This window comes from Streptomyces monomycini (assembly GCF_022271435.1).
Taxonomy (GTDB): Bacteria; Actinomycetota; Actinomycetes; order Streptomycetales; family Streptomycetaceae; genus Streptomyces; species Streptomyces monomycini.
In genome coordinates, this window is sequence record NZ_JAFIQY010000003.1 from 41,721 (window position 1) to 63,032 (window position 21,312).

Genomic DNA, 21,312 nt, shown 5'->3' on the forward strand with positions numbered 1-21,312 from the left:
AGGACGGTGCACATGGGCGCGCATCCGCCGACCATGAACGCGGGCAAGGCGGCCGGTGGCCCCGGCGGCCCCGGCGGAGGCCAGTCACCCGACGGGCTTCAGGCAGGTCTCAAGAACCGCCATCTGTCGATGATCGCCATCGGCGGGGTGATCGGCGCCGGCCTGTTCGTGGGCTCCGGCGCCGGCATCGCCAAGGCCGGGCCCGGCATCCTGATCTCGTACGCGCTGACCGGCCTGCTGGTCGTCCTGGTGATGCGGATGCTGGGCGAGATGGCCGCGGCCTCCCCCACCTCCGGCTCGTTCTCCGCCTACGCGGACCGGGCGCTGGGCCGCTGGGCGGGCTTCACCATCGGCTGGCTGTACTGGTTCTTCTGGTCGGTCGTGCTGGCCGTCGAGGCGACCGCCGCCGCCTCGATCCTCACCGGCTGGGTCCCCGCCGTCCCGCAGTGGGCGTGGGCGCTGCTGGTGATGATGGTGCTGACCGGCACCAACCTGATCTCCGTCGGCTCATTCGGCGAGTTCGAGTTCTGGTTCGCGGGCATCAAGGTCGTGGCGATCGTGGTGTTCATCCTGGTCGGCGCGCTGGCGATCTTCGGACTGCCGCCCGGCGACCACGCGGTGGGCCTGTCGAACCTGACCGGCCACGGCGGCTTCCTGCCGAACGGGCCCGGCGCGATCCTCTCCGGCATGCTGCTGGTGGTCTTCTCCTTCATGGGCAGCGAGATCGTCACCCTGGCCGCCAGCGAGTCGCCGAACCCGGTGCAGGCCGTCCGCAAGGCCGTCAACAGCGTCATCTGGCGGATCGCGCTGTTCTACCTCGGCTCCATCGCGGTGATCGTGACGCTGCTGCCGTGGGACGACCCGGCGCTCGACAAGAGCCCGTACGTGGCCGTGCTGAAGTCGCTGGACATCCCGGCGGCCGGCACCGTGATGGACGTCGTGGTGCTCACCGCCGTGCTGTCCTGCCTGAACTCCGGCCTCTACACCGCCTCCCGGATGGCCTTCTCGCTCGGCGAGCGCGGCGACGCGCCGAAGTCCTTCGCCCGGGTGAACAAGGGCGGCGTCCCGGCGACCGCCATCTGGGCGTCGGTGGCCTTCGGCTTCGTCGCGACGATCTTCAGCTACACCTCCAAGGACACCGTCTTCGAGTTCCTGCTGAACTCCTCCGGCGCGGTGGCGCTCTTCGTCTGGCTGGTCATCTGCTTCTCCCAGTTGCGGATGCGCAAGGTCATCGAGCGGGACATGCCGGAGCGGCTGACGGTACGGATGTGGCTGTACCCGTATCTGACGTACGCGACGATCGCGCTGATCCTCTTCGTCGTCGGCTACATGTTCTACAACCCCGACGGGCGCAAGCAGATGGTGCTGTCGGTGGTCGCGGCCGCGGTCGTCCTGGTCGTCGGCCTGGTGCTGGACCGCCGGCGGCGCGCCAAGGGCGGCGCGGCGGGCGGCGCCGGTGCGGTGGACGGCGGTGGCCCGGGAGGTCAGGGGGATGTGCGGAAGGACTCCTTGACCCGGTCGTAGGCGCGCAGGGCGGCGGCCTCGGCGGTGTCCAGGTACCAGAGGCTGAGCTGACAGGTCCGGTTCCCGGCCCGGAAGCCGAGCTGCCGCCCGTGCGCCGGTTTCCCGTCGCGGGTGTAGGCGAACTCCCACTCGACGGCGGGGTGCCCCTGGAACGTGGTGCGCTCCAGCCGGACCCTGCGGTAGCCCGGCACGTCGTGCTGCTGCGCCTCGTACTGCTGCCAGACCGTCAACAGGTCGCCGCCGGAGGACGGATCCTGCCGCGCCGAGACGAGCGTGGAGCCGTCCTTCGTGCTGTACGTGATGTCGCTGGGGGACTCCTCGGTACGGTTCCAGCCGGCCGGCGGCACCCAGCTGAAACCGTTCTCGGTACGGCGGGCGCCGGGCGTGGCCGCCGGGTCGCCGCTCCCGCTGCCCGTGGCGGTGCCCGTACCGGCGCTGGGGCCGGTGGCGGAAGGGCGGCCGGTACCGACGCCGGCACCGGCCGTACCGCCGGGGTCCGCGCCCTGCGTCGCCACGAGGACCACCACCACCGCGGCGGCGGACGCGAGGACGCCGACGGCGGCGAGCAGGGTGTGCCGCTTGCGGCGAGGGTGACCGGGTGGGTCGGTGAGGGCGGGCGGGGCCGAGGGGACTGCGGGAGCGACCGCGGCCTGCGGGCCGGTGTCCGTACGGGCGGCAGGCACTTCCGTCTGGACGCGGTCCGTCGCCGGATCGGCCACCGTGGGCGTACGGACGTCCACCACCCGCGCGGCGTTCATCGGCTCCGTCGGATTCGCCGCGGCGGCCTGGCGCGCGAGCGGGCCGAGCCGCGCCTCGACCTCGTCGAGGGAGGGACGCGCCTCCGGGATCTTGTTCAGCAGGGCGGTGAGCACCTCGCGCAGCGGGCCCGCGGCAGGCGGGATGGCGGGCTCCTCGTGCAGGACCGCGTGCAGCGTGGCGAGGGTCGTGGCACGGGTGAACGGTGACTGCCCCGCGACGGCGGCGCACAGGGTGGCGCCCAGGGACCACAGGTCGGAGGGCGGCCCCTGCTCCTGTCCCGCCACCCGTTCCGGCGCCATGTAGTCGGGCGAGCCGATGAGCATCCCGGCCATGGTCAGCGCGGTGGCGTCCTGCATGGCGGCGATGCCGAAGTCGGTCAGCACCACGGCGCCGCGGTCGTCGATCAGGACGTTGCCGGGCTTGATGTCCCGGTGGAGCACGCCCACCGCGTGCACCTCGCGCAGGGCGCGGGCCAGCCCGGCGCCGACCCGGGCCGCCGCGTCCGGGGCCAACGGGCCGTCCTGGGCGAGGATCTGCTCCAGGGAACGGGCCTGGACCAGCTGCATGACGATCCACAGCCGGTCGCCCTCCTCGGCCACGTCGTGGACGCGCACCACGTTCGGATGATCGATCCGGGCGGTGGCGCGGGCCTCGCGCAGGCTGCGTTCGCGCTGCACCACGCTTTCCTCACCGGCGTGTTCGTCGATACGTATTTCCTTGACCGCGACGCACCGGTCGAGCATTTCGTCCTGGGCGCGCCAGACCCGCCCCATTCCGCCGCGTCCGATCAATTCCAGCAGGCGGTAACGGCCGGCCGCCAGGCGCCCGGGTCCCACCTCGCTCGCATTCCCCACCATGCCCAGCCCCCACAGCACCCGCGGAATCTTGTGGTACCCATCAAATACCTCGGTAGAGCACGGGGAAAAGGGGGGTTCAAGAATGTACACAACCCGACAGGGAAAACGCGCGTTCGTGGTGGCCGCGGCGGCTGCCGTACTGGCGCTGCCGGTCGGTTCCGCGGCCCTGGCGGCCGAACCCGTACCGAGCAGCAGCGTGGGCGGCAAGGCCGGGCCGAGCGCGCCGGCGGGCTATCGGATCACCACGGAACTGCCGGAACGGATTTCCGTCGACAACCGCAGCGGAAAGACCGAACTGACCGCCAAGGTCACCAACAAGGGGACCACCACCACCGGTGCCGTACGGCTGACGGTCGCCGGTTTCCAGGGACTGACGGTCGACAACGTGGCCGGATGCTCGAAGGTGCCCGAGGCGCGTCTTCCGAAGGGCTCGAACAGCGCGTACTCGTGTGCCGTCGACTCGTTGGCGAGCGGAAAGAGCCGTACGTTCGATGTCACCGCGCATTTCGATCTGAACCGGCAGGGGCAGATCTGTCTGCCGGTGACACTGGGAAACACGGAGACCTTGCTGTGGCAGCAGGGACCGGTCAATTTCGGCACCCGGAACCCGGTGTCCGACGCGCCGGACACCCCGCTGATGCTCAACACCGTCAACGTGCCGGCCGGCTCGTCGGCCGCCACCCCGGCCCCGTCGGAGTCGGCGGCCCCTGAGCAGCGGCTGCCCGAGACCGGCCCGCCGTCGGTCCTGCCGCTGGCGGGCGCCGCCGCCGGCCTGCTGCTCCTCGGCGGCGCCGGGGTGTGGATCACCACCCGCAGGTCGTCCCACAGGTGACCTCGGGCCGTACGGGCACGAGTCGCACGGGTTCGGGTCGCACGGGTTCGGGTCGCACGGGTTCGGGTCGCACGGGTTCGGGTCGCACGGGTTCGGGTCGCACGGGTTCGGGTCGCACGGGTTCGGGTCGTACGGGTTCGGGTCGTACCGAACGCGCGGCCCGTACACGCGGGCCGTACATTCCCGGAACGCCGCCGGGCCCCGTACCGCCACGCGAGGTGGTGGTGCGGGGCCCGGTCCGGTTCCGTACGGAAGGACGGCGCGCGCGGGGTCAGCCGCGGCGGCCGAGCAGCTTCCACGCGGTGGGCAGCGCGCCCATCGCCAGCGCGGCCTTGAGGGCGTCGCCGATCAGGAAGGGGACGAGACCGGTCGCGACGGTCTGGCCGAGCGACATGCCGGTGCTCAGCGCGAGGAAGGGCACGCCGACCGCGTAGATCAGGGCCGTGCCGACCGCCATCGTGCCGACCGTGCGCAGCGGGCCGCGGTCGCCGCCGCGGCGGGCCAGCGCGCCCACCGCGGTGGAGGCGAGGAGCATGCCGAGGACGTAGCCGAAGGTCGCGCCGCCCGCGCCGGCCGCGCCGCCCGCGAACCAGGGCAGGCCCGCCATGCCGAGCAGCGCGTACAGCGCGAGGGAGGCGAAGCCGCGGCCCGCGCCGAGCGAGGCGCCGACGAGCAGGGCGGCGAAGGTCTGGCCGGTGACCGGGACCGGGGAGCCGGGGACCGGGAGGGCGATCTGCGCGGCGATGCCGGTGAGCGCGGCGCCGCCGACGACCAGTGCGGCGTCGCGGACGCGGGCGCGGGTGGCGCCTGCTGCGGGCAGCAGATCGGCGAGGACCGCACCGGGCCTGGTGGTTGCGTCGGCAGTGCTCATCGGAACTCCGCGGGGTGTGAGGTGGAGCGGGGACAGGGTGGGACGCGATGACGTTAGTCCAGCGCCCCGGAGCCGATCATCGTGTGGCGGCGACAAAGGCGCAATGGTGTCCTTGGAGACTTCCGTACAACACCCCGCCCCCGGGGCCGAACCGCCTCGTCAGCGGTCTTCGCAGGTCACGTGATGCTCGTCACGGCCCGCGCCCCGGACGGGTGCGCATTTTGTGGTAGCGCGCGGCGGGCGGGGAAACTGAGGGGACAACGCGGAACCCTGTGGGGTTCCCCCAAAGACCTTTGCGAGAGTACGAGCCCATGCACGACGCACCCACCGCCACCGGAACGCCTCCGCCGGGCGATGGCGCCGGCGGGCGAGAGCCGCTGTCCGCCGGGCTCAAGCAGCGCCACCTGACCATGCTCGGACTGGGCGGGGTGATCGGCGCGGGCCTGTTCGTGGGCTCCGGCGCGGGCATCGCGGTGGCCGGCCCCGGCATCGTCATCTCCTATCTGATCGCGGGCGCGCTGGCCATGCTGATCATGCGGATGCTCGGCGAGATGTCCTCGGCGATGCCCGCGTCCGGCGCCTTCTCGGTGCACGCGGAGCGCGCGCTGGGCCGCTGGGCCGGCTTCAGCGTGGGCTGGCTGTACTGGTTCCTGTTGGTGGTGGTGCTGGCGGTGGAGGCCACCGGCGCGGCGCAGATCGCCAACGGATGGGTGCCCGCGGTCCCGCAGTGGGGCTGGGTGCTGATCTTCATGCTGGTGTTCACGGCCGCCAACCTCACCGCGGTCAAGAGCTTCGGCGAGTTCGAGTTCTGGTTCGCGACGCTGAAGGTCGCCGCGATCGTGCTGTTCCTGGTGCTCAGCCTGCTCGCGATCTTCGGCGTGCTGCCGGACACCGAGGCGGTCGGGCTGGCCAACCTCACCGGGCAGGGCGGCTTCCTGCCCAACGGCTGGCAGGGTGTGATCTCCGGTGTGCTGGCCGTCGCGTTCGCCTTCGGCGGCCTGGAGGTCGTGACCATCGCCGCGGCCGAGTCCGACGACCCGGCGCGCAACGTGGCGCGCGCGGTGCGCAGCGCGGTGTGGCGCATCCTCTTCTTCTACGTGGGCTCGATGCTGGTCGTCGTGACGCTGCTGCCCTGGTCGTCGATGCAGCCGGGCAAGAGTCCGTACGTCGCGGTGCTGGACAGCATCGGTGTGCCGGGCGCGGGCCAGATCATGAACGTGGTGGTCTTCGTGGCGCTGCTCTCGGCGCTCAACGCCAACCTCTACGGGTCCTCGCGGATGGTCTTCTCGCTGGCCGAGCGGGGCGAGGCGCCGCGCTCGCTACTGAAGGTGACGGCGGGCGGGGTGCCGCGCCGGGCGGTGCTGTCCTCGGTGGCCTTCGGCTTCGTCTCGGTGCTGCTCAATCTGCTGTGGCCGGACACGGTCTTCCTCTACATGCTGAACGCGGTCGGCGCGGTGCTGCTGTTCGTCTGGGCGCTGATCGCGCTGTCGCAGCTGCGGTTGCGGCGGCAGATCGAGCGGACGGCGCCGGAGAAGCTGACCCTGCGCATGTGGGCCTTCCCGTATCTGACCTGGACGGCGCTGGCGGCCATGGTGGCGGTACTGGTGCTGATGCTCACCGACGACGGAGCCCGGCCGCAGCTGCTGTGGTCGGCCGCGGCGACCGGTGCGGTGCTGGCGGTCGCGGGGCTGCGGGAGCTGCGGCTGCGGCGGTCCGGCCGCTGACGGGCGTGCGCGGCCCTCGCGGGAGCCGGGCGACCGGCCCCCGCGGAAACCGGGACGACCGCCCTCGCGGGAGCCGGGCAATCGGCCGGAATCGGCCGCCCCACTTCCGCTCCGCGAACACCCGGGGTCACGTCTCACAACGGTGTGAATACGACCGGTCACGATCACGTCTGAATACCGAACAACTGCTGCACGACTGTTGCCCTCAGCGGACACAGACACTCAAACTGAGCGCGTTTTCACCGTCGATCGTCTCGCTCGCTCTCACTTAATGGGACAGGTACGACCATGAATCGGACACCTTCGTCCACCACGCCCGAGCGCGAGCGGACCGGCCAGGTCCCGGGCGCGGACGGCACCGGCAGCGCGGCGGACCCGGGCACCGGCGCCCCGCTGTCCAACGGACTCAAGCAGCGCCATCTGTCGATGATCGCCCTCGGCGGTGTGATCGGCGCCGGGCTGTTCGTCGGCTCCAAGGAAGGCATCGCGGCGGCCGGTCCCTCGATCGTGCTCGCCTACGCCGTCTCCGGCTGCCTGGTCATGCTGGTGATGCGGATGCTCGGCGAGATGGCGGCGGCCAGCCCCGCCTCCGGCTCGTTCTCCGTGCACGCGGGGCGCTCGATCGGCCCGTGGGCGGGTCTGACCACCGGCTGGATGTTCACCGCGCAGCTGTGTGTGGCGGTGGCCGCCGAGGCGATCGGCGCCGCCGGGATCATGACCGGCTGGTTCCCCGACACGCAGCCCTGGATGTGGGTGCTGCTGTTCATGGTGGTCTTCTGCGGCGCCAACCTCGCGGCGGTCAGCAACTTCGGCGAGTTCGAGTTCTGGTTCGCGGCCCTGAAGATCACCGCGATCGGCATCTTCCTCGTCCTGGGCCTGCTGGCCATCTTCGGCGTGCTGCCCGGCACCTCCGCCCCCGGCGTCGCCCATCTGACCGGCGACGGCGGCTTCCTGCCCAACGGCTCGGACGGCCTGGTCATCGGCCTGCTGGCGTCCGTCTTCGCCTACGGCGGCCTGGAGACGGTGACGATCGCCGCCGCCGAGTCCAAGGACCCGGTGCGCGGTGTGGCCCGCGCCGTGCGCACCGCGATGTGGCGGATCGCCCTGTTCTACGTCGGCTCGATGGCGGTCATCATCACCGTCATCCCCTGGAACAACGCGGACATCGCCAAGAACGGCCCGTACGTCGCCGTCCTGGACTACCTGGACATCCCGGCGGCCGGGCAGATCATGAACGTCGTCATCCTGATCGCGCTGCTGTCCGCGATGAACGCCAACATCTACGGCTCCTCCCGGATGGCGCACTCCCTCTCCGCCCGCGGCCAGGGCCCGCGCTTCCTGCGCACCGTCAGCGGCGGCGTGCCGCGCCGTGCGGTGATCCTCTGCTCCGCCTTCGGGTTCCTCGCGGTGCTGTTCAGCTACTGGTGGCCGGAGACCGTCTTCCAGTGGCTGCTCAACATGGTGGGCGCGGCGATCCTGGTCGTGTGGGGCTTCATCGCCGTCGCCCAGCTGCGGATGCGCCGCCGGCTGGAGCGCGAGGAGCCCGGGAAGCTGGTCGTGCGGATGTGGCTCTTCCCGGTGCTGACGTGGGTCGCGCTGGCCGGGGTGGTGGCGGTGCTGCTGCTGATGCTGCGGGACGAGAACCAGCGCGTCCAGCTCTACTTCACCGGCGGGTTCGCGGTGGTGCTCGTCGCCGTCGGTCTCGTCAAGCAGCGAATGGCGCGTCAAAAGGACGCCGGGCAAGCGGAGAAGTAAGGCTTACCTCACCAAAGCAGAAAGTGCGGTAAGGCTTACCTCACCAGAATGCGCCGCGCTTTTCCGGAGGCGGTGCCGGACCTCGGACCGGGGTCGGGCACCGCCTCCTTCTTTTGGCCCAGACTCCGCCCCTAGCCAGGTTCGTGATCACTCATGCTGGTAGCGTGCAGTTGCAAGTCGATTGCAATTAAAGGTCGTAAGCAGCTGGAGGGCTCGGCATGGCCACCTACAATCTTCCGGAACTTCCGTACGACTACGCGGCGCTCGAACCCGTCATCAGCCCCGAGATCATCGAGCTGCATCACGACAAGCACCACGCCGCGTACGTCAAGGGCGCCAACGACACCCTGGAGCAGCTCGCCGAGGCGCGCGACAAGGACCAGTGGGGCTCCATCAACGGCCTGGAGAAGAACCTCGCGTTCCACCTCTCCGGCCACATCCTGCACAGCATCTACTGGCACAACATGACCGGTGACGGCGGCGGCGAGCCGCTGGAGAAGGACGGCGTGGGCGAGCTGGCGGACGCCATCGCGGAGAACTTCGGCTCGTACGCCAAGTTCAAGGCCCAGCTGACCAAGGCCGCGGCCACCACCCAGGGCTCCGGCTGGGGCGTCCTGGCCTACGAGCCGATCACCGGCCGCCTGATCGTCGAGCAGATCTACGACCACCAGGGCAACGTCGGCCAGGGCTCGGTGCCGATCCTGGTCTTCGACGCCTGGGAGCACGCCTTCTACCTGCAGTACAAGAACCAGAAGGTGGACTTCATCGAGGCGATGTGGCGCGTCGTCAACTGGCAGGACGTCGCCAAGCGCTACGCGGCCGCCAAGGAGCGCTCCAACGTGCTGCTGATCGCTCCCTGATCCCCGCGCCCCGCGGCGCACCGGTGAGCGTCCTGCCTCGTGATCGTCTTCTCAACCTTCACCCGGCAGGCGGAAGAAGGAAGGACCCCCGTGAGGACATGACTCATGGGGGTTCTTCTGTACGGGCCCGGGGTGCTTCCGACCGGGCCCGGGGTTCGCGCGCGGGCCCGGGGTGTTCTTGCGCGTGGGGCGGCGGGTTTCCCGCGTCCGTACGCGATGCCGCCGCCCCCGCGGCTCAGTCGAAGACCGGCCCCTGCGTCCGCGTCCGCTTGATCTCGTAGAAGCCCGGGACGGACGCGACCATCAGCGTGCCGTCCCACAGCTGCGCGGCCTGCTCGCCCTTCGGGGCCGGGGTGACGACCGGGCCGAAGAAGGCGATCGGCTCACCGTCCGCGCCGGGCACGGCGATGACCGGGGTGCCGACCTCCTGGCCCACCAGGTCGATGCCCGCCTTGTGCGAGGCGCGCAGCTCCTTGTCGTACGCGTCGGTGTCCGCCGCGTCGGCCAGCCCGGCGGGCAGCCCGGCCTCCTTCAGGGCGGCCACGATCGTCTCCTTCGTACGCGGCAGGCCCTGGTGGTGGAAACGGGTGCCGAGCGCCGTGTAGAGGCGGGCCAGCGCTTCTTGCCCGTGCTCCCGCTCGGCGGCGACGCACACCCGCACCGGCGCCCACACCGCGCCGCCGGGACGGTTCTTCTCCCGGTACTCCTCGGGCAGCTCGTCGAGCTTGTCCTCGTTCAGCACGCCGAGGCTCATCACGTGCCAGCGCACGTCCACCGGGCGCACCCGCTCCACCTCCAGCATCCAGCGGGAGGTCAGCCAGGCCCACGGGCAGGACGGGTCGAACCAGAAATCGGCCGGGGTCCGGCCGGTTGCGGCAGCGGTCTCGGACACGGTTGCTCCTCGAACGTTCGGGTCGGTGGCCGGCCGGCGGACCGGCCACCGGATTCAACCGGGGTGCGGCGTGCCATGATTCCCAGTGTTCGACATACGAGACGAGGACGAGGGAGTCACGTCGTGCCCGGTGAGAATCTGACCCGAGACGAGGCCCGGGAGCGGGCCGGACTGCTGAGCGTCGACGGGTACGACGTGGCGCTGGACCTGCGGTCGGCGGTCCTGGAGGGCGAGGCCGCGCGCACCTTCCGCTCGCGCACCACGGTGCGTTTCCGGTGTGCCGAGCCGGGGGCCGCCACCTTCGCCGACCTGGTGGCGCCGTCCGTCACCGCCGTCACGCTCAACGGCCGGGAGCTGGACCCGGCGGAGGTCTTCGACGGCACCCGGGTCGCGCTGGCGGACCTGGCCGCGGAGAACACCCTGGTGGTCGACGCGCAGTGCGCGTACAGCCGGACCGGCGAGGGCCTGCACCGCTTCGTCGACCCGGAGGACGGCGAGGTCTACCTCTACACGCAGTACGAACCGGCCGACGCCCGCCGGGTCTTCACCACCTTCGAACAGCCCGACCTGAAGGCGCCGTTCCGCTTCGAGGTGACCGCGCCCGACGGCTGGGTGGTGCTCAGCAACGGCGCCCAGGAGGGCGAGCCCGAGGCGGGCACGTACCGGTTCGCCGAGACGCGGCCGATCTCGACGTACATCACGGCCGTCGTCGCCGGCCCGTACCACTACGTCTCCGACACCTACCGGCGCACCCTGGCCGACGGCACGGAGCTGGAGATCCCGCTCGGCGCGCTGTGCCGCAAGGGACTGTCGCGGCACTTCGACCCCGCGGACATCTTCACCGTCACCAAGCAGGGCCTGGACTTCTTCCACGAGCACTTCGACTACCCGTACCCCTTCGGCAAGTACGACCAGGCCTTCGTGCCCGAGTACAACATCGGCGCGATGGAGAACCCGGGCTGTGTGACCTTCCGTGAGGAGTTCATCTTCCGCGGCAAGGTGACCGAGGCGTCCTACGAGCGCCGCGCCAACGTGATCCTGCACGAGATGGCGCACATGTGGTTCGGCGACCTGGTGACCATGCAGTGGTGGGACGACCTGTGGCTCAAGGAGTCGTTCGCCGACTTCATGGGCGCGCTGTCCCTGGTCGAGGCGACCCGCTTCACCAACGGCTGGATCACCTTCGCCAACGGCCGCAAGGCATGGGCGTACCGCGCCGACCAGCTGCCGTCCACCCACCCGGTCACCGCCGACATCGGCGACCTGGAGGAGGCCAAGCTCAACTTCGACGGCATCACGTACGCCAAGGGCGCGGCCGTCCTCAAGCAGCTCGTCGCGTACGTGGGCCGGGACGCGTTCCTGGAGGGCGCGCGGCGCTACTTCAAGCGGCACGCGTACGGCAACACCCGCCTGAGCGACCTGCTGTCCGTCCTGGAGGAGACCTCGGGACGCGACCTGGCCACCTGGTCGCGCGCCTGGCTGGAGACGGCGGGCGTCAACGCGCTCACGCCGCAGGCCACGTACGACGCCGAAGGCCGCGTCACCGACCTGAGCGTCCTCCAGGAGGCCTCCCCCGAGCGCCCCGAACTGCGGCCGCACCGCGTGGCCGTGGGCCTGTACCGGCGGGAGAACGCCGACGGCGCCCTGGTCCGCTACGCCCGCGCCGAGCTGGACGTCTCCGGCCCGCGCACGGTCGTCACCGAACTGACCGGCGCCGACCGCCCGGAGCTGATCCTGGTCAACGACGACGACCTGACGTACGGCAAGGTCCGCTTCGACGAGCGGTCGCTGGCCACCCTGCGCGGCCACCTCGGCGAGATCACCGACCCGCTGTCGCGCGCGCTGTGCTGGTCGGCGGTGTGGGGCCTGACCCGCGACGGGCTGATGCCCGCCCGTGACTACCTCGACCTGGTGCTGCGCTTCGCGGGCCGCGAGTCGGACATCGGCGTGCTCCAGTCGCTGCACGCCCAGGCCGGCTACGCGCTCACCCACTACACGGCGCCCGGCCACCGCGACCTGGCCGCGCGGGAGCTGGCCCAGGGCGCGCTGCACGAACTGCGGCTGGCCGAGCCGGGCAGCGGTCACCAGCTGTCCTGGGCGCGGTTCTTCGCCTCGGTGGCCGGCACGGCTGCCGACCTCCAGCTCCTCCAGGGCCTGCTGGACGGCACCGCGAAGATCGACGGGCTGGACGTCGACCAGGAGCTGCGCTGGACGTTCCTGGAGCCGCTGGCCGCGCACGGCGCCGCCGACCAGGCCGCCCTGGACACCGAACTGCGGCGCGACGACACCGCCTCGGGCCGCCGCCACCACGTACGGTGCCTGGCCGCCCGGCCCTCGGCCGAGGTCAAGGCGCGGGCGTGGGCGGACGTGGTGGAGTCCGACGAGCTGTCCAACGCGCTGGTCGAGGCGACGATCTCCGGCTTCGTGCAGGCGTCGCAGCGGAACCTGGCGGCCCCGTACGCGCCGAAGTACTTCGCGGCCGTCGAGCGGGTCTGGCGGGAGCGGTCGATCGAGATCGGCATGGCCGTCGTCCGGGGGCTGTTCCCCGCCCACCAGGACCGTCAGGAGACGGTGGACGCGGCGGACGCGTGGCTGTCCGGGCACCCGGACGCGCCGTCCGCGCTGCGGCGCCTGGTGTCGGAGTCGCGCGACGACCTGGCGCGGGCCCTGCGGGCGCAGGCCTGCGACGCGCAGGCGGCGCGGTAGCCGTTGGCTCCCGTGTGCGGGTCCCGGCCGTGCGGCCGGACCCGCGCACCGGCGTCAACCCCGGCCGGACCCACCGTTTTCGGCGCTCGAACGTCCGTACTTTAGGACGGCGTTGTCCGGGTTTGTCGACGGGCGTGTAACAGGCGTTAGGAGACCGGGCGGCAGCGGGAATGGCCGGGACATGAACCACACTTCCCCAACGTCCGGCGGGGAGTCCCCCACCCCGCTCTCGCCCCGTCCGCTGCACGGCCGTCCCGGCCGCGGACCCCGCGTACTGACCAGCCGCCAGCTGCGCGAACACGGCATCGGCGCGGCGGAGACCGCCGAGCGGTGCCGCCCCGGCGGCCCCTGGCAGCAGGTGCTGCCGGGCGTGCACCTGCTCCACCCCGGTCCGCCCACCAGCGAGGAACGCCTGCACGCGGTCCTGCTGTACGCGGCGAGCCGCCCGACCGCCGTCCCCGCGCAGGCCGGCACGGCGCCTGCCGCGGAGCCGATGATCACCGGGCTCGCGGCGCTGGCCCTGCACCGCTTCTCCTCCGCTCCCCCGCTGCTCTCCCTGGACCGCATCGACGTGCTGGTGCCGCGCACCCGGCGGCTGCGCACCACCGGATTCGCGCAGGTCGTGCGGGCCCAGGTGATGCCACAGCCGCAGCAGGTCACCGGGGTGCCGGTGGCCCCCGTGCCCCGGGCCCTGGCGGACGCCGTCAGCGGGCTCACGGACGCCTGCACGGTGGGCCGGCTGCTGACCGAGGCGGTACGCGGCGGACACTGCGAAGCGGCCGCGGTGGTACGGGAGTTCAACCAGGCCCGGCTGCTGAACCTGCCGCACGTGGTGGACGCCGTGCACGCGCTGCTGGCCGAGGGCCGCGCACTGGCCGAGGGACGGCTCTACGAGCTGGTGCGGCACTACGGCCTGCCGGACCCGCTGTGGAACGTGGACCTGCGGCTGCCCGGCGGCCCGCACCTGGGCGGGGTGGACGCGTACTGGCCCGAACAGGCGGTGGCCGTGGAGATCGACGCGCGGCTGCCCCGCCAGGAGGACGAGGCGCTGCGGGCGGAGTACGCCCGCAAGCGCGAACACCTGGAGCGGCTGGGCATCACGGTCGTCCGCCTCGGCCCGCGCAAGCTGCGCGACGCTCCGGAGCAGCAGGCGGCGGTGGTCCGTACGGCCCTGATGGCGGCGGACGACCACGAACCGGGGTCGTACGTGGTGGTGCTGCCGCGCTGAGGACCCGCACGGCCGCGTACGGCCCTTCGCTCAGCGCCGCCTCAGCAGCAGCTCGGTGTTGCGGTCGCCCGGGTCACCGGCGAGATCGCTCCGGGCCCCGGGGGCGTTGCAGGACAGTTCGCGGTAGAGCGCCGCCAGCCCCCGCTGCGACAGGTCGCCGAAGTCCGTGCGGTGCGGCGCGTGCGACTCGACCAGCGTGGTGAACAGGGACAGTGTGCCGTCCCGGTTGTCCGTCACCTCCACGACCCGCGCCAGCTGCGGGAAGTCGATGTGCGAGGCGGTGGTGACCTCCCAGAAGGTGCCGTGCGGGGTGATGCGGTTGCGGTGGCTGTGCCCGTTGATCCACGCCCGTACGTTGCGGTGCCGGGCGAGCAGGGCGACCAGCTCGGGCCCGCTGTGCCGCCGCTCGGCCGGGCGGGACGGGTCGGGCAGGGTGTTGTCCATGGACGTACTGGTGTGGTGGCTGAAGACGAGGACGTGCTCGTACGCGTGCGCCCGCAGCGTGCGGTCGAGCCAGCGCAGCTGACCCGATCCGACGGAGCCGGTGTGGTGGCCGCCGGGGTCGGTGGTGTCGAGGCTGACGCCCACCACGTCCTCCGCGATCCGGAACGTGTAGTGGAGCCGGTCCGCTTCGAGGTCGTCCGCCGTGTAGCCGTGCCCGTGCGGTCCCGGGCCGGTGTGCCGGGGGTCCAGGTGGGCGCGCAGGTAGGCGGGGCGGGTGAAGGGGACGCGGCGTTCGTCCGGTGTCACGGAGCGCGCCCGCTTCCCGTGCGCCCTCAGCAGGTCCGCGAACTCCTTTCTGCCGGGGCCCGGCCCGTGGCGCACCGCCAGGTAGGCGCGGATGGCCTCGTCGGGCGGCAGCAGTTCCAGCTTGCGCCCGCCGGTCGCGACCTCCGCCAGGAACGGGTCGTCGGGGGCGCAGCAGCCCGCGGGCAGCGAGTCGTGGTTGCCGGCCGTCGAGTACCAGGGCAGGTGCAGTCCGGGACTGGTGACCGTGCGGGTCGCCGCCTCCAGGAAGCCGGGTATGCCGGGGAAGCCGCGCAGCTTGTCGGCGTCGCGCAGGGCGCTGTCCGGCTGCCAGTACAGCGGGTGGCCGCTGTTCTGCACGCCTTCGTAGTGCCGCGGGTCGCCCGAGTTGGGGGTGATCCGGCCGCCGCTCAGCGCGGTCAGGAACCAGTCGAGTTCGATGCTGGAGTTGTTGTCCGTGTTGTCGCCCGTGGTCATCGCGAAGGACAGCGGCGCCCCGGTGGCGGGCCCGCCGGGCAGGCTGTTGACCCGCTCGACGAGGGAGACCGCGCCCGCGACGGACAGCGCCTCCTGGGGTCGCCAGGCGCCCGCGGACCGCACCCGCAGGTATTCGTAGCGCAGCGGGTGCTGCACGTCGACCACGTGCAGGTCGGTGAGCTGCACGAACGCGGCCAGTACGGTGCGCCGGTCGGCCCGGCCGGGGCGCGGGGCGGCGAGGTCCCGGCGTACGACACGGTCCCAGCCGGGGCCTTCGGCGAGCCTGCGGTAACCCGCCGCGGCGCCGCCCGGGGTGGCGACCGAGGCGAGGGTGGTGCCTTCGGTGTAGGGGACGCGGGGGACGGGCGGCGCGGCGACCGGCTCGGGGGCGACGAGGGTCGGGGCCGGTCTGTCCGGCCCGGCGTCGGCCGGGGCGGCACCAAGCCCGTACGCCAGCGCGAGCACGGTCGTGGCACCGACGGCACCGGTGGCGGCGAGGAAGGCACGGCGGTCGACGGCGGGCGCGGCGGGTGCGGCAGAGGCGGCAGGGTCCGTGGGGGTGGCGAGGGCAGCCGGGGCGGCGGGGACAGTCGGGGCGGCGGACCGTGTATGGGACATGCACGAGCTCCCTGGTACGGACGGGGCGGCGGTGAGGGCGGCGCGGAACGCCCGTGACCGCCCTCTCGCCAGGGAGCGTTGGCAGCGGGTGTGGCCCACGGGTGAACCGCGCCGCAACGCCGGCCGCCGATCGCCGGACAGGGATCACGGCGGGTGCCGATGGTCACCGGGCCCTCGGGCCGGGGGCGGGCGGCGGACATCGGAGGTTCATCTGACGGGGCAGGCGGGCGGCGGCCCGGACCGGCGGAGCGCCGGGCGCTGACACCGGCCGTACGCCCGGCACATGCCGCCCGAATGTTCACAGACTTGTGATCGCTCCCCTCCCCAAACCCCACCCCGTTACGTCATATTGAGCGGTTATACGGGTTCGATTTCCGGACCCTTCACCCTGATGAGGTGCGCCATGACCACCCCCGACACAGCGCGTCCGGCCGCCGGCCGGGCCAGACGCACGGCCCGGCTCGCGGCCGTCGCGGCCATCGCCGTGGCCACCGCGGCCGGGCCCGCGCTCACCGCGGCCGGCGCCGCCTTCGCGGCCGGCGCCGACCCGGACGCCCGAATATCCGCCGGCGCCACCCCCGCGCCGAAGTCCCCGCACGACAAGCTCGGTTCGCAGGACGCCGAACTGCTCGCCCGCGCCAAGTCCGGCGGCGCCCCGTTCGTCTCGATGATGCTGGCCACCGCGCCGGGCTCCACCGAGCAGGCGGCCGCGGGGCTGGACTCCCTGAAGGGCGCCTCCGTCGGGCGTACGGACGACAAGCTCGGTTACGTCCGGGCCACCGTGCCCACCGCGCAGGCCGACGCGGCCATCGCGAAGATGCGGAAGCTGTCCTCCGTGCACGCCATCGACCTCCGGCAAGAGATCAAGCTGCCGGACCCGCGGCCCGGCACGGACCGCGGGCACAAGGGGAAGCCGCAGGCCGGCAATTACCCGGCGCCCGGCAAGGGCACCCCGGCGAAGAACCCGTACCAGCCGTCCTTCGAGACCGGCGCGGTGGACTTCGTCCGCGACCACCCGAAGGCCGACGGCCGCGGCGTGACCATCGGCATCCTCGACTCCGGTGTGGACCTGGCGCACCCCGCGCTGCAGAAGACCACCACCGGCGAGCGCAAGATCGTCGACTGGGTCACGGCCACCGACCCGATCAGCGACGGCGACCAGACCTGGCGCCCGATGACCACCGCCGTCTCCGGCCCGTCCTTCACCTACGGCGGCCGGACCTGGAAGGCCCCCGAGGGCTCGTACCGGATCAGCACCTTCGCCGAGGCCGCCACCACCGGCGGCGACATGAAGGGCGACCTGAACCGCGACGGGGACACCACCGACCGCTGGGGCGTGCTCTACGACCCGGCCGCCGGGACCGTGCGCGTGGACCTCGACGACAACGGGGACTTCACCGACGATGCGCCCATGAAGCCGTACAAGGACGGCTTCGACGTCGGCTACTTCGGCAAGGACGACCCGAGCACCCCGATCGCCGAGCGCATCCCCTTCACGGTGGAGATCCGCAAGGACGTCCCGATGGACCCGCTCGGCGGGGACTGGGCGGGCAAGAAGGCCGACTTCGTCAACATCGGCGTCGTCGAGTCCGAGCACGGCACCCACGTCGCGGGCATCACCGCGGCCAACGGCCTGTTCGGCGGGAAGATGAACGGCGCCGCCCCCGGCGCCAAGCTGGTCTCCTCGCGCGCCTGCACCTGGAGCGGCGGCTGCACCAACATCGCGCTCACCGAGGGCATGATCGACCTCGTCACCAAGCGCGGCGTGGACATCGTCAACATGTCGATCGGCGGCCTGCCCGCGCTGAACGACGGCAACAACGCCCGCGCCGAGCTGTACACCCGGCTGATCGACACCTACGGGGTGCAGCTGATCATCTCGGCGGGCAACAGCGGCCCCGGCGCCAACACCATCGGCGACCCGGGCCTGGCCGACAAGGTCGTCAGCGTCGGCGCGTCCATCTCGAAGGAGACCTGGGCGGCCAACTACGGCTCGGCGGTGACGCGGAAATACGCCATGCTCCCCTTCTCCTCCCGCGGCCCGCGCGAGGACGGCGGCTTCACGCCGGTCATCACCGCGCCCGGCGCCTCCATCAACACCATCCCCACCTGGGAGCCCGGCAGCCCCACCGCCGAAGCGGGCTACGACCTGCCGCCCGGCTACGCCATGCTCCAGGGCACCTCGATGGCCGCACCGCAGGCCACCGGCGCCTCGGCGCTGCTGCTGTCCGCCGCGAAGCAGCAGCGGGTCGCGCTGCCCCCGGCGAAGCTGCGCACCGCGCTCACCTCGACCGCCAAGCAGATCAAGGGCTTCCAGTCGTACGAGCAGGGCTCCGGCCTGATGGACATCCGCGCCGCCTGGTCCGCGATCCGGCACGGCGCCGCCGCCCATGAGTACACCGTCCGCGCCCCCGTGAAGACGGCCCTGTCCGACTTCCTGAAGACGCCCGGCTACGGCACCGGCCTGTACGACCGCGAGGGCGGCCTCAAGGTCCGGCAGTCCCGCACGTACGAGGTGACGATCACCCGTACCACCGGCCCCGACCGCCCCGTGCGGCACGAGCTCGACCTGATCAACAACGACGGCACCTTCGACCTGCCGGACGAGGACGGCGCGGTCTGGCTGCCGCTGAACCGCCCCGTCACGTTCGAGATCACCGCCAAGCCGCGGACCGCCGGCATCCACAGCGTCACCATCGACCTGGACGACCCGCGCACCGAGGGCGTCGACCGCAAGATCCTCGCCACCGTGGTGGCCGCCGAGCCGCTGGCCGCGCCCAGCCACGCCGTCGCCAAGTCCGGCACCGTCCAGCGCAACGCCACCACCTCCCACTTCATCACCGTCCCGAAGGGCGCCAAGGCCCTCCAGGTCTCGATGAGCGGGCTCGCGGCCGGCAGCCAGACGCGCTGGATCGCGCTCAGCCCGCAGGGCGTCCCGGTCGACCCGACCGGCACCCCGAACTGCTACCCGAACTACCCGAACCCCGCCAACACGTGCGACCCGACGCGGCGCACCTACAAGAACCCGGCGCCCGGCGTCTGGGAGATCGAGGTCGAGGCGCGGCGCACCTCGCCGCTGCTGAACAACCCGTACACGGTCACCGCGGCCGCGCTCGGCACCACCTTCGACCCGGCCGTGCGCGTCCTGCCGGAGGCCAAGGTCGGCAGCCCGGCCCCGGTGGCCTGGAAGGTCACCAACGCCTTCGCCGCCGTCGAGGGCACCCTCAAGGGCGGCGAGCTGGGCTCGTCCCGTACGGAGCGCCCGACGATCAAGGAAGGCACGTCGCAGCGGTACGAGATCGTCGTGGGCAGCGGCGTGTCCCGGCTGGACGCCGCGATCGGCGCGCCCGCCGACGCCAAGGCCGACCTGGACCTGAGCGTCCTGCTCGGCGGCAAGGTCGTCGCCTCGTCGGCGACCGGCACCTCGGACGAGGCGGTCAGCATCGCCAAGCCCGCGCCGGGCACCTACACCGTCGTCGTGGACGGCTACGCGATCCCCGCGGGCAGCACCGCCTACGACTACCGTGATGTGTACTACTCCGCCGGACTCGGCTCGCTCAAGACGGACGAATCGAAACCGGTGAAGCTGGGTAGCGGAGCATCGACGCAGGTCACGGCCGAGGTATCGGTCGCGGGCCCGGCCCCCGCCGGACGTGAGTTCTTCGGCGAGGTCCAGCTGCTGAACGGGTCCGGGACGGTCACGGGCAGCGGCGGCGTGCGCATCGAAAAGGTCGTGCCGTAACGGCCTGAGATAGTGGACAGTAACGGGGCGGGTGCCCTCCACGGCACCCGTTCCGCTGCTGTACGTACCGAACAAGGAGTGCCATGAGGATCGGAATCGTCGGAGCCACCGGTCAGGTCGGCGGCGTGATGCGGGGCATCCTCGCCGAGCGGAACTTCCCGGTGGAGCAGCTGCGACTGTTCGCCTCGGCCCGCTCCGCCGGGCGCACGCTCCCGTGGCAGGACACCGAGATCACGATCGAGGACGCGGCCACCGCGGACTACTCCGGTCTGGACATCGTGCTCTTCTCGGCCGGCGGCTCGACCTCCAAGGCGCTGGCCCCCAAGGTCGCCGACGCGGGCCCGGTCGTGATCGACAACTCCTCCGCCTGGCGGATGGACCCCGACGTCCCGCTGATCGTCTCCGAGGTCAACCCGCAGGCGATCTCCGAGCGCCGCAAGGGCATCATCGCCAACCCGAACTGCACGACCATGGCCGCCATGCCGGTGCTGCGCCCGCTGCACGCCGAGGCCGGGCTGGCCTCGCTGGTCGTCTCCACCTACCAGGCGGTGTCCGGCAGCGGCCTGGCCGGCGTGGCCGAGCTGGACGAGCAGGTGCGCAAGGCCGTCGAGCAGGACGCCACCAAGCTCGCCCACGACGGCGCGGCCATCGACTTCCCCGAGCCGGACAAGTACGTCCGCCCGATCGCCTTCAACGTGCTGCCGATGGCCGGCTCCATCGTCGACGACGGTCTGAACGAGACCGACGAGGAGCAGAAGCTCCGCAACGAGAGCCGCAAGATCCTGGAGATCCCGGGCCTGAAGGTCTCCGGCACCTGCGTCCGCGTCCCGGTCTTCAGCGGCCACTCGCTCCAGGTCAACGCCCGCTTCGAGCGCGAGATCACCCCGGAGCGCGCCACCGAGCTGCTGGCCGGCGCCCCCGGCGTCGCCCTCTCGCACATTCCCACCCCGCTCCAGGCCGCCGGCCAGGACGCCTCGTACGTGGGCCGCATCCGCAAGGACGAGACGGTCGACCACGGCCTGTCGCTCTTCCTCTCCAACGACAACCTGCGCAAGGGCGCGGCCCTGAACGCGGTCCAGATCGCGGAGCTGGTCGCGGCGGAACTGCGCGGCTGAGCCGTCACCGCACGCTTCGCGGGGCCCGTACGGATCTTCCGTACGGGCCCCGCGGCGTCGTGGTGCCGGGTTACGGCCGCCGCACCTCGAAGTGGAAGCACCCGTACTCCAGCGCGCGCACGTGCACCAGCGCCACACTCGGCTCCGAGAACGCCTCCGCGAGGGCCGCGTCGAACCCGGCGTCCGCGTCCTCGGGGATCTCGAAGAGCCGCCCGCCGACGATGCGCCCCTCCGCGTCGTAGCGCCGCAGGGTCCGCAGGGCGCCCGGCCGCGCGAAGGGATACCCGGTGCGGCTGCCGTCCGGCCCGCCGCACTCCCCGGCGTGGACGAACACCGGCCCGCACTCGTCGTACGCCCCGGGCCGGGCCCGCCGTTCCTCGGCCCACCGCCGCAGCGGCGCGTACGAGACGAGCGCGACCCGCTCACCTTCTTCGACCGCCCGCAGACAGCAGCGCAGCGGACTGCCCACACTGCCGATGCGATCACTCGCGGACCCGGCGGCGTAGGGCTCCATGGCCCGGCCGGAGTCGTCCGCGTCGCGCAGTTCCTTGAGGGCGGCTTCGGGGATGGGGAGGGGTGTGTACGTCGTCATACGTACAGGGTGG

14 protein-coding genes are annotated in these 21,312 nt (G+C 72.1%); 9 read left to right on the forward strand and 5 right to left on the reverse strand.

The genetic code is table 11. The annotated features are described in order from the left end of the window. Positions 1-12: 12 nt before the first annotated feature. The gene (locus JXZ78_RS04915; protein WP_030020559.1) at positions 13-1,524 is read left to right on the forward strand and encodes an amino acid permease; all 1,512 of its coding nucleotides are present in this window, start codon (positions 13-15) and stop codon (positions 1,522-1,524) included. Here JXZ78_RS04915 and JXZ78_RS04920 read toward each other — a convergent pair. Further along, positions 1,485-3,158 (reverse strand): serine/threonine-protein kinase, encoded by a 1,674-nt coding sequence (locus JXZ78_RS04920; protein ID WP_238782677.1) that lies wholly within the window; start codon positions 3,156-3,158, stop codon positions 1,485-1,487. The two genes, JXZ78_RS04915 and JXZ78_RS04920, sit on opposite strands and share 40 nt — an antisense overlap. Before the next feature lie 64 nt (positions 3,159-3,222). Between JXZ78_RS04920 and JXZ78_RS04925 the strand changes: the two genes are divergently transcribed. Continuing rightward, the gene (locus tag JXZ78_RS04925; protein WP_033038004.1) at positions 3,223-3,972 is read left to right on the forward strand and encodes a hypothetical protein; all 750 of its coding nucleotides are present in this window, start codon (positions 3,223-3,225) and stop codon (positions 3,970-3,972) included. Positions 3,973-4,243: 271 nt separating this feature from the next. On the opposite strand, the gene JXZ78_RS04930 is transcribed toward JXZ78_RS04925, so the two are convergent. Next, positions 4,244-4,843, reverse strand: a complete 600-nt coding sequence (locus JXZ78_RS04930; protein ID WP_030020562.1) for a biotin transporter BioY — start codon at positions 4,841-4,843, stop codon at positions 4,244-4,246. A 311-nt stretch (positions 4,844-5,154) separates the two neighbouring features. Between JXZ78_RS04930 and JXZ78_RS04935 the strand changes: the two genes are divergently transcribed. The 3 genes from JXZ78_RS04935 (at position 5,155) to JXZ78_RS04945 (ending at position 9,182) form a co-directional block, all read left to right on the forward strand. Further along, positions 5,155-6,567 (forward strand): amino acid permease, encoded by a 1,413-nt coding sequence (locus JXZ78_RS04935; protein WP_030020563.1) that lies wholly within the window; start codon positions 5,155-5,157, stop codon positions 6,565-6,567. Positions 6,568-6,855: 288 nt separating this feature from the next. Next, positions 6,856-8,322, forward strand: a complete 1,467-nt coding sequence (locus JXZ78_RS04940) for an amino acid permease (protein ID WP_030020564.1) — start codon at positions 6,856-6,858, stop codon at positions 8,320-8,322. 218 nt (positions 8,323-8,540) lie between these two features. Next, positions 8,541-9,182 (forward strand): superoxide dismutase, encoded by a 642-nt coding sequence (locus tag JXZ78_RS04945; RefSeq protein ID WP_030020565.1) that lies wholly within the window; start codon positions 8,541-8,543, stop codon positions 9,180-9,182. A gap of 235 nt (positions 9,183-9,417) precedes the next feature. Here JXZ78_RS04945 and JXZ78_RS04950 read toward each other — a convergent pair whose 3' ends face one another. Then, positions 9,418-10,074, reverse strand: coding sequence for a DsbA family protein (locus JXZ78_RS04950; protein ID WP_030020566.1), 657 nt, complete (start codon positions 10,072-10,074; stop codon positions 9,418-9,420). Positions 10,075-10,197: 123 nt separating this feature from the next. Between JXZ78_RS04950 and pepN the strand changes: the two genes are divergently transcribed. Together pepN and JXZ78_RS04960 are read left to right on the forward strand one after the other, a co-directional pair. Next, positions 10,198-12,780: an aminopeptidase N gene (gene pepN / locus JXZ78_RS04955; protein WP_030020567.1), complete on the forward strand. Its 2,583-nt coding sequence runs from the start codon at positions 10,198-10,200 to the stop codon at positions 12,778-12,780. Between the two features lie 181 nt (positions 12,781-12,961). Further along, positions 12,962-14,008, forward strand: a complete 1,047-nt coding sequence (locus JXZ78_RS04960; RefSeq protein ID WP_030020568.1) for a putative endonuclease domain-containing protein — start codon at positions 12,962-12,964, stop codon at positions 14,006-14,008. A gap of 30 nt (positions 14,009-14,038) precedes the next feature. Here JXZ78_RS04960 and JXZ78_RS04965 read toward each other — a convergent pair whose 3' ends face one another. Beyond that, positions 14,039-15,850, reverse strand: coding sequence for a TIGR03767 family metallophosphoesterase (locus tag JXZ78_RS04965; protein WP_238782678.1), 1,812 nt, complete (start codon positions 15,848-15,850; stop codon positions 14,039-14,041). Positions 15,851-16,253: 403 nt separating this feature from the next. On the opposite strand from JXZ78_RS04965, the gene JXZ78_RS04970 reads away from it, so the two are divergent. Next, complete coding sequence (locus tag JXZ78_RS04970; protein ID WP_030020570.1) at positions 16,254-19,592, forward strand: S8 family serine peptidase; 3,339 nt, start codon at positions 16,254-16,256, stop codon at positions 19,590-19,592. 83 nt (positions 19,593-19,675) lie between these two features. After that, positions 19,676-20,707, forward strand: coding sequence for an aspartate-semialdehyde dehydrogenase (locus tag JXZ78_RS04975; RefSeq protein ID WP_030020571.1), 1,032 nt, complete (start codon positions 19,676-19,678; stop codon positions 20,705-20,707). A gap of 70 nt (positions 20,708-20,777) precedes the next feature. On the opposite strand, the gene JXZ78_RS04980 is transcribed toward JXZ78_RS04975, so the two are convergent. Beyond that, positions 20,778-21,299, reverse strand: coding sequence for a DUF1203 domain-containing protein (locus tag JXZ78_RS04980; RefSeq protein WP_030020572.1), 522 nt, complete (start codon positions 21,297-21,299; stop codon positions 20,778-20,780). Positions 21,300-21,312: the final 13 nt, after the last annotated feature.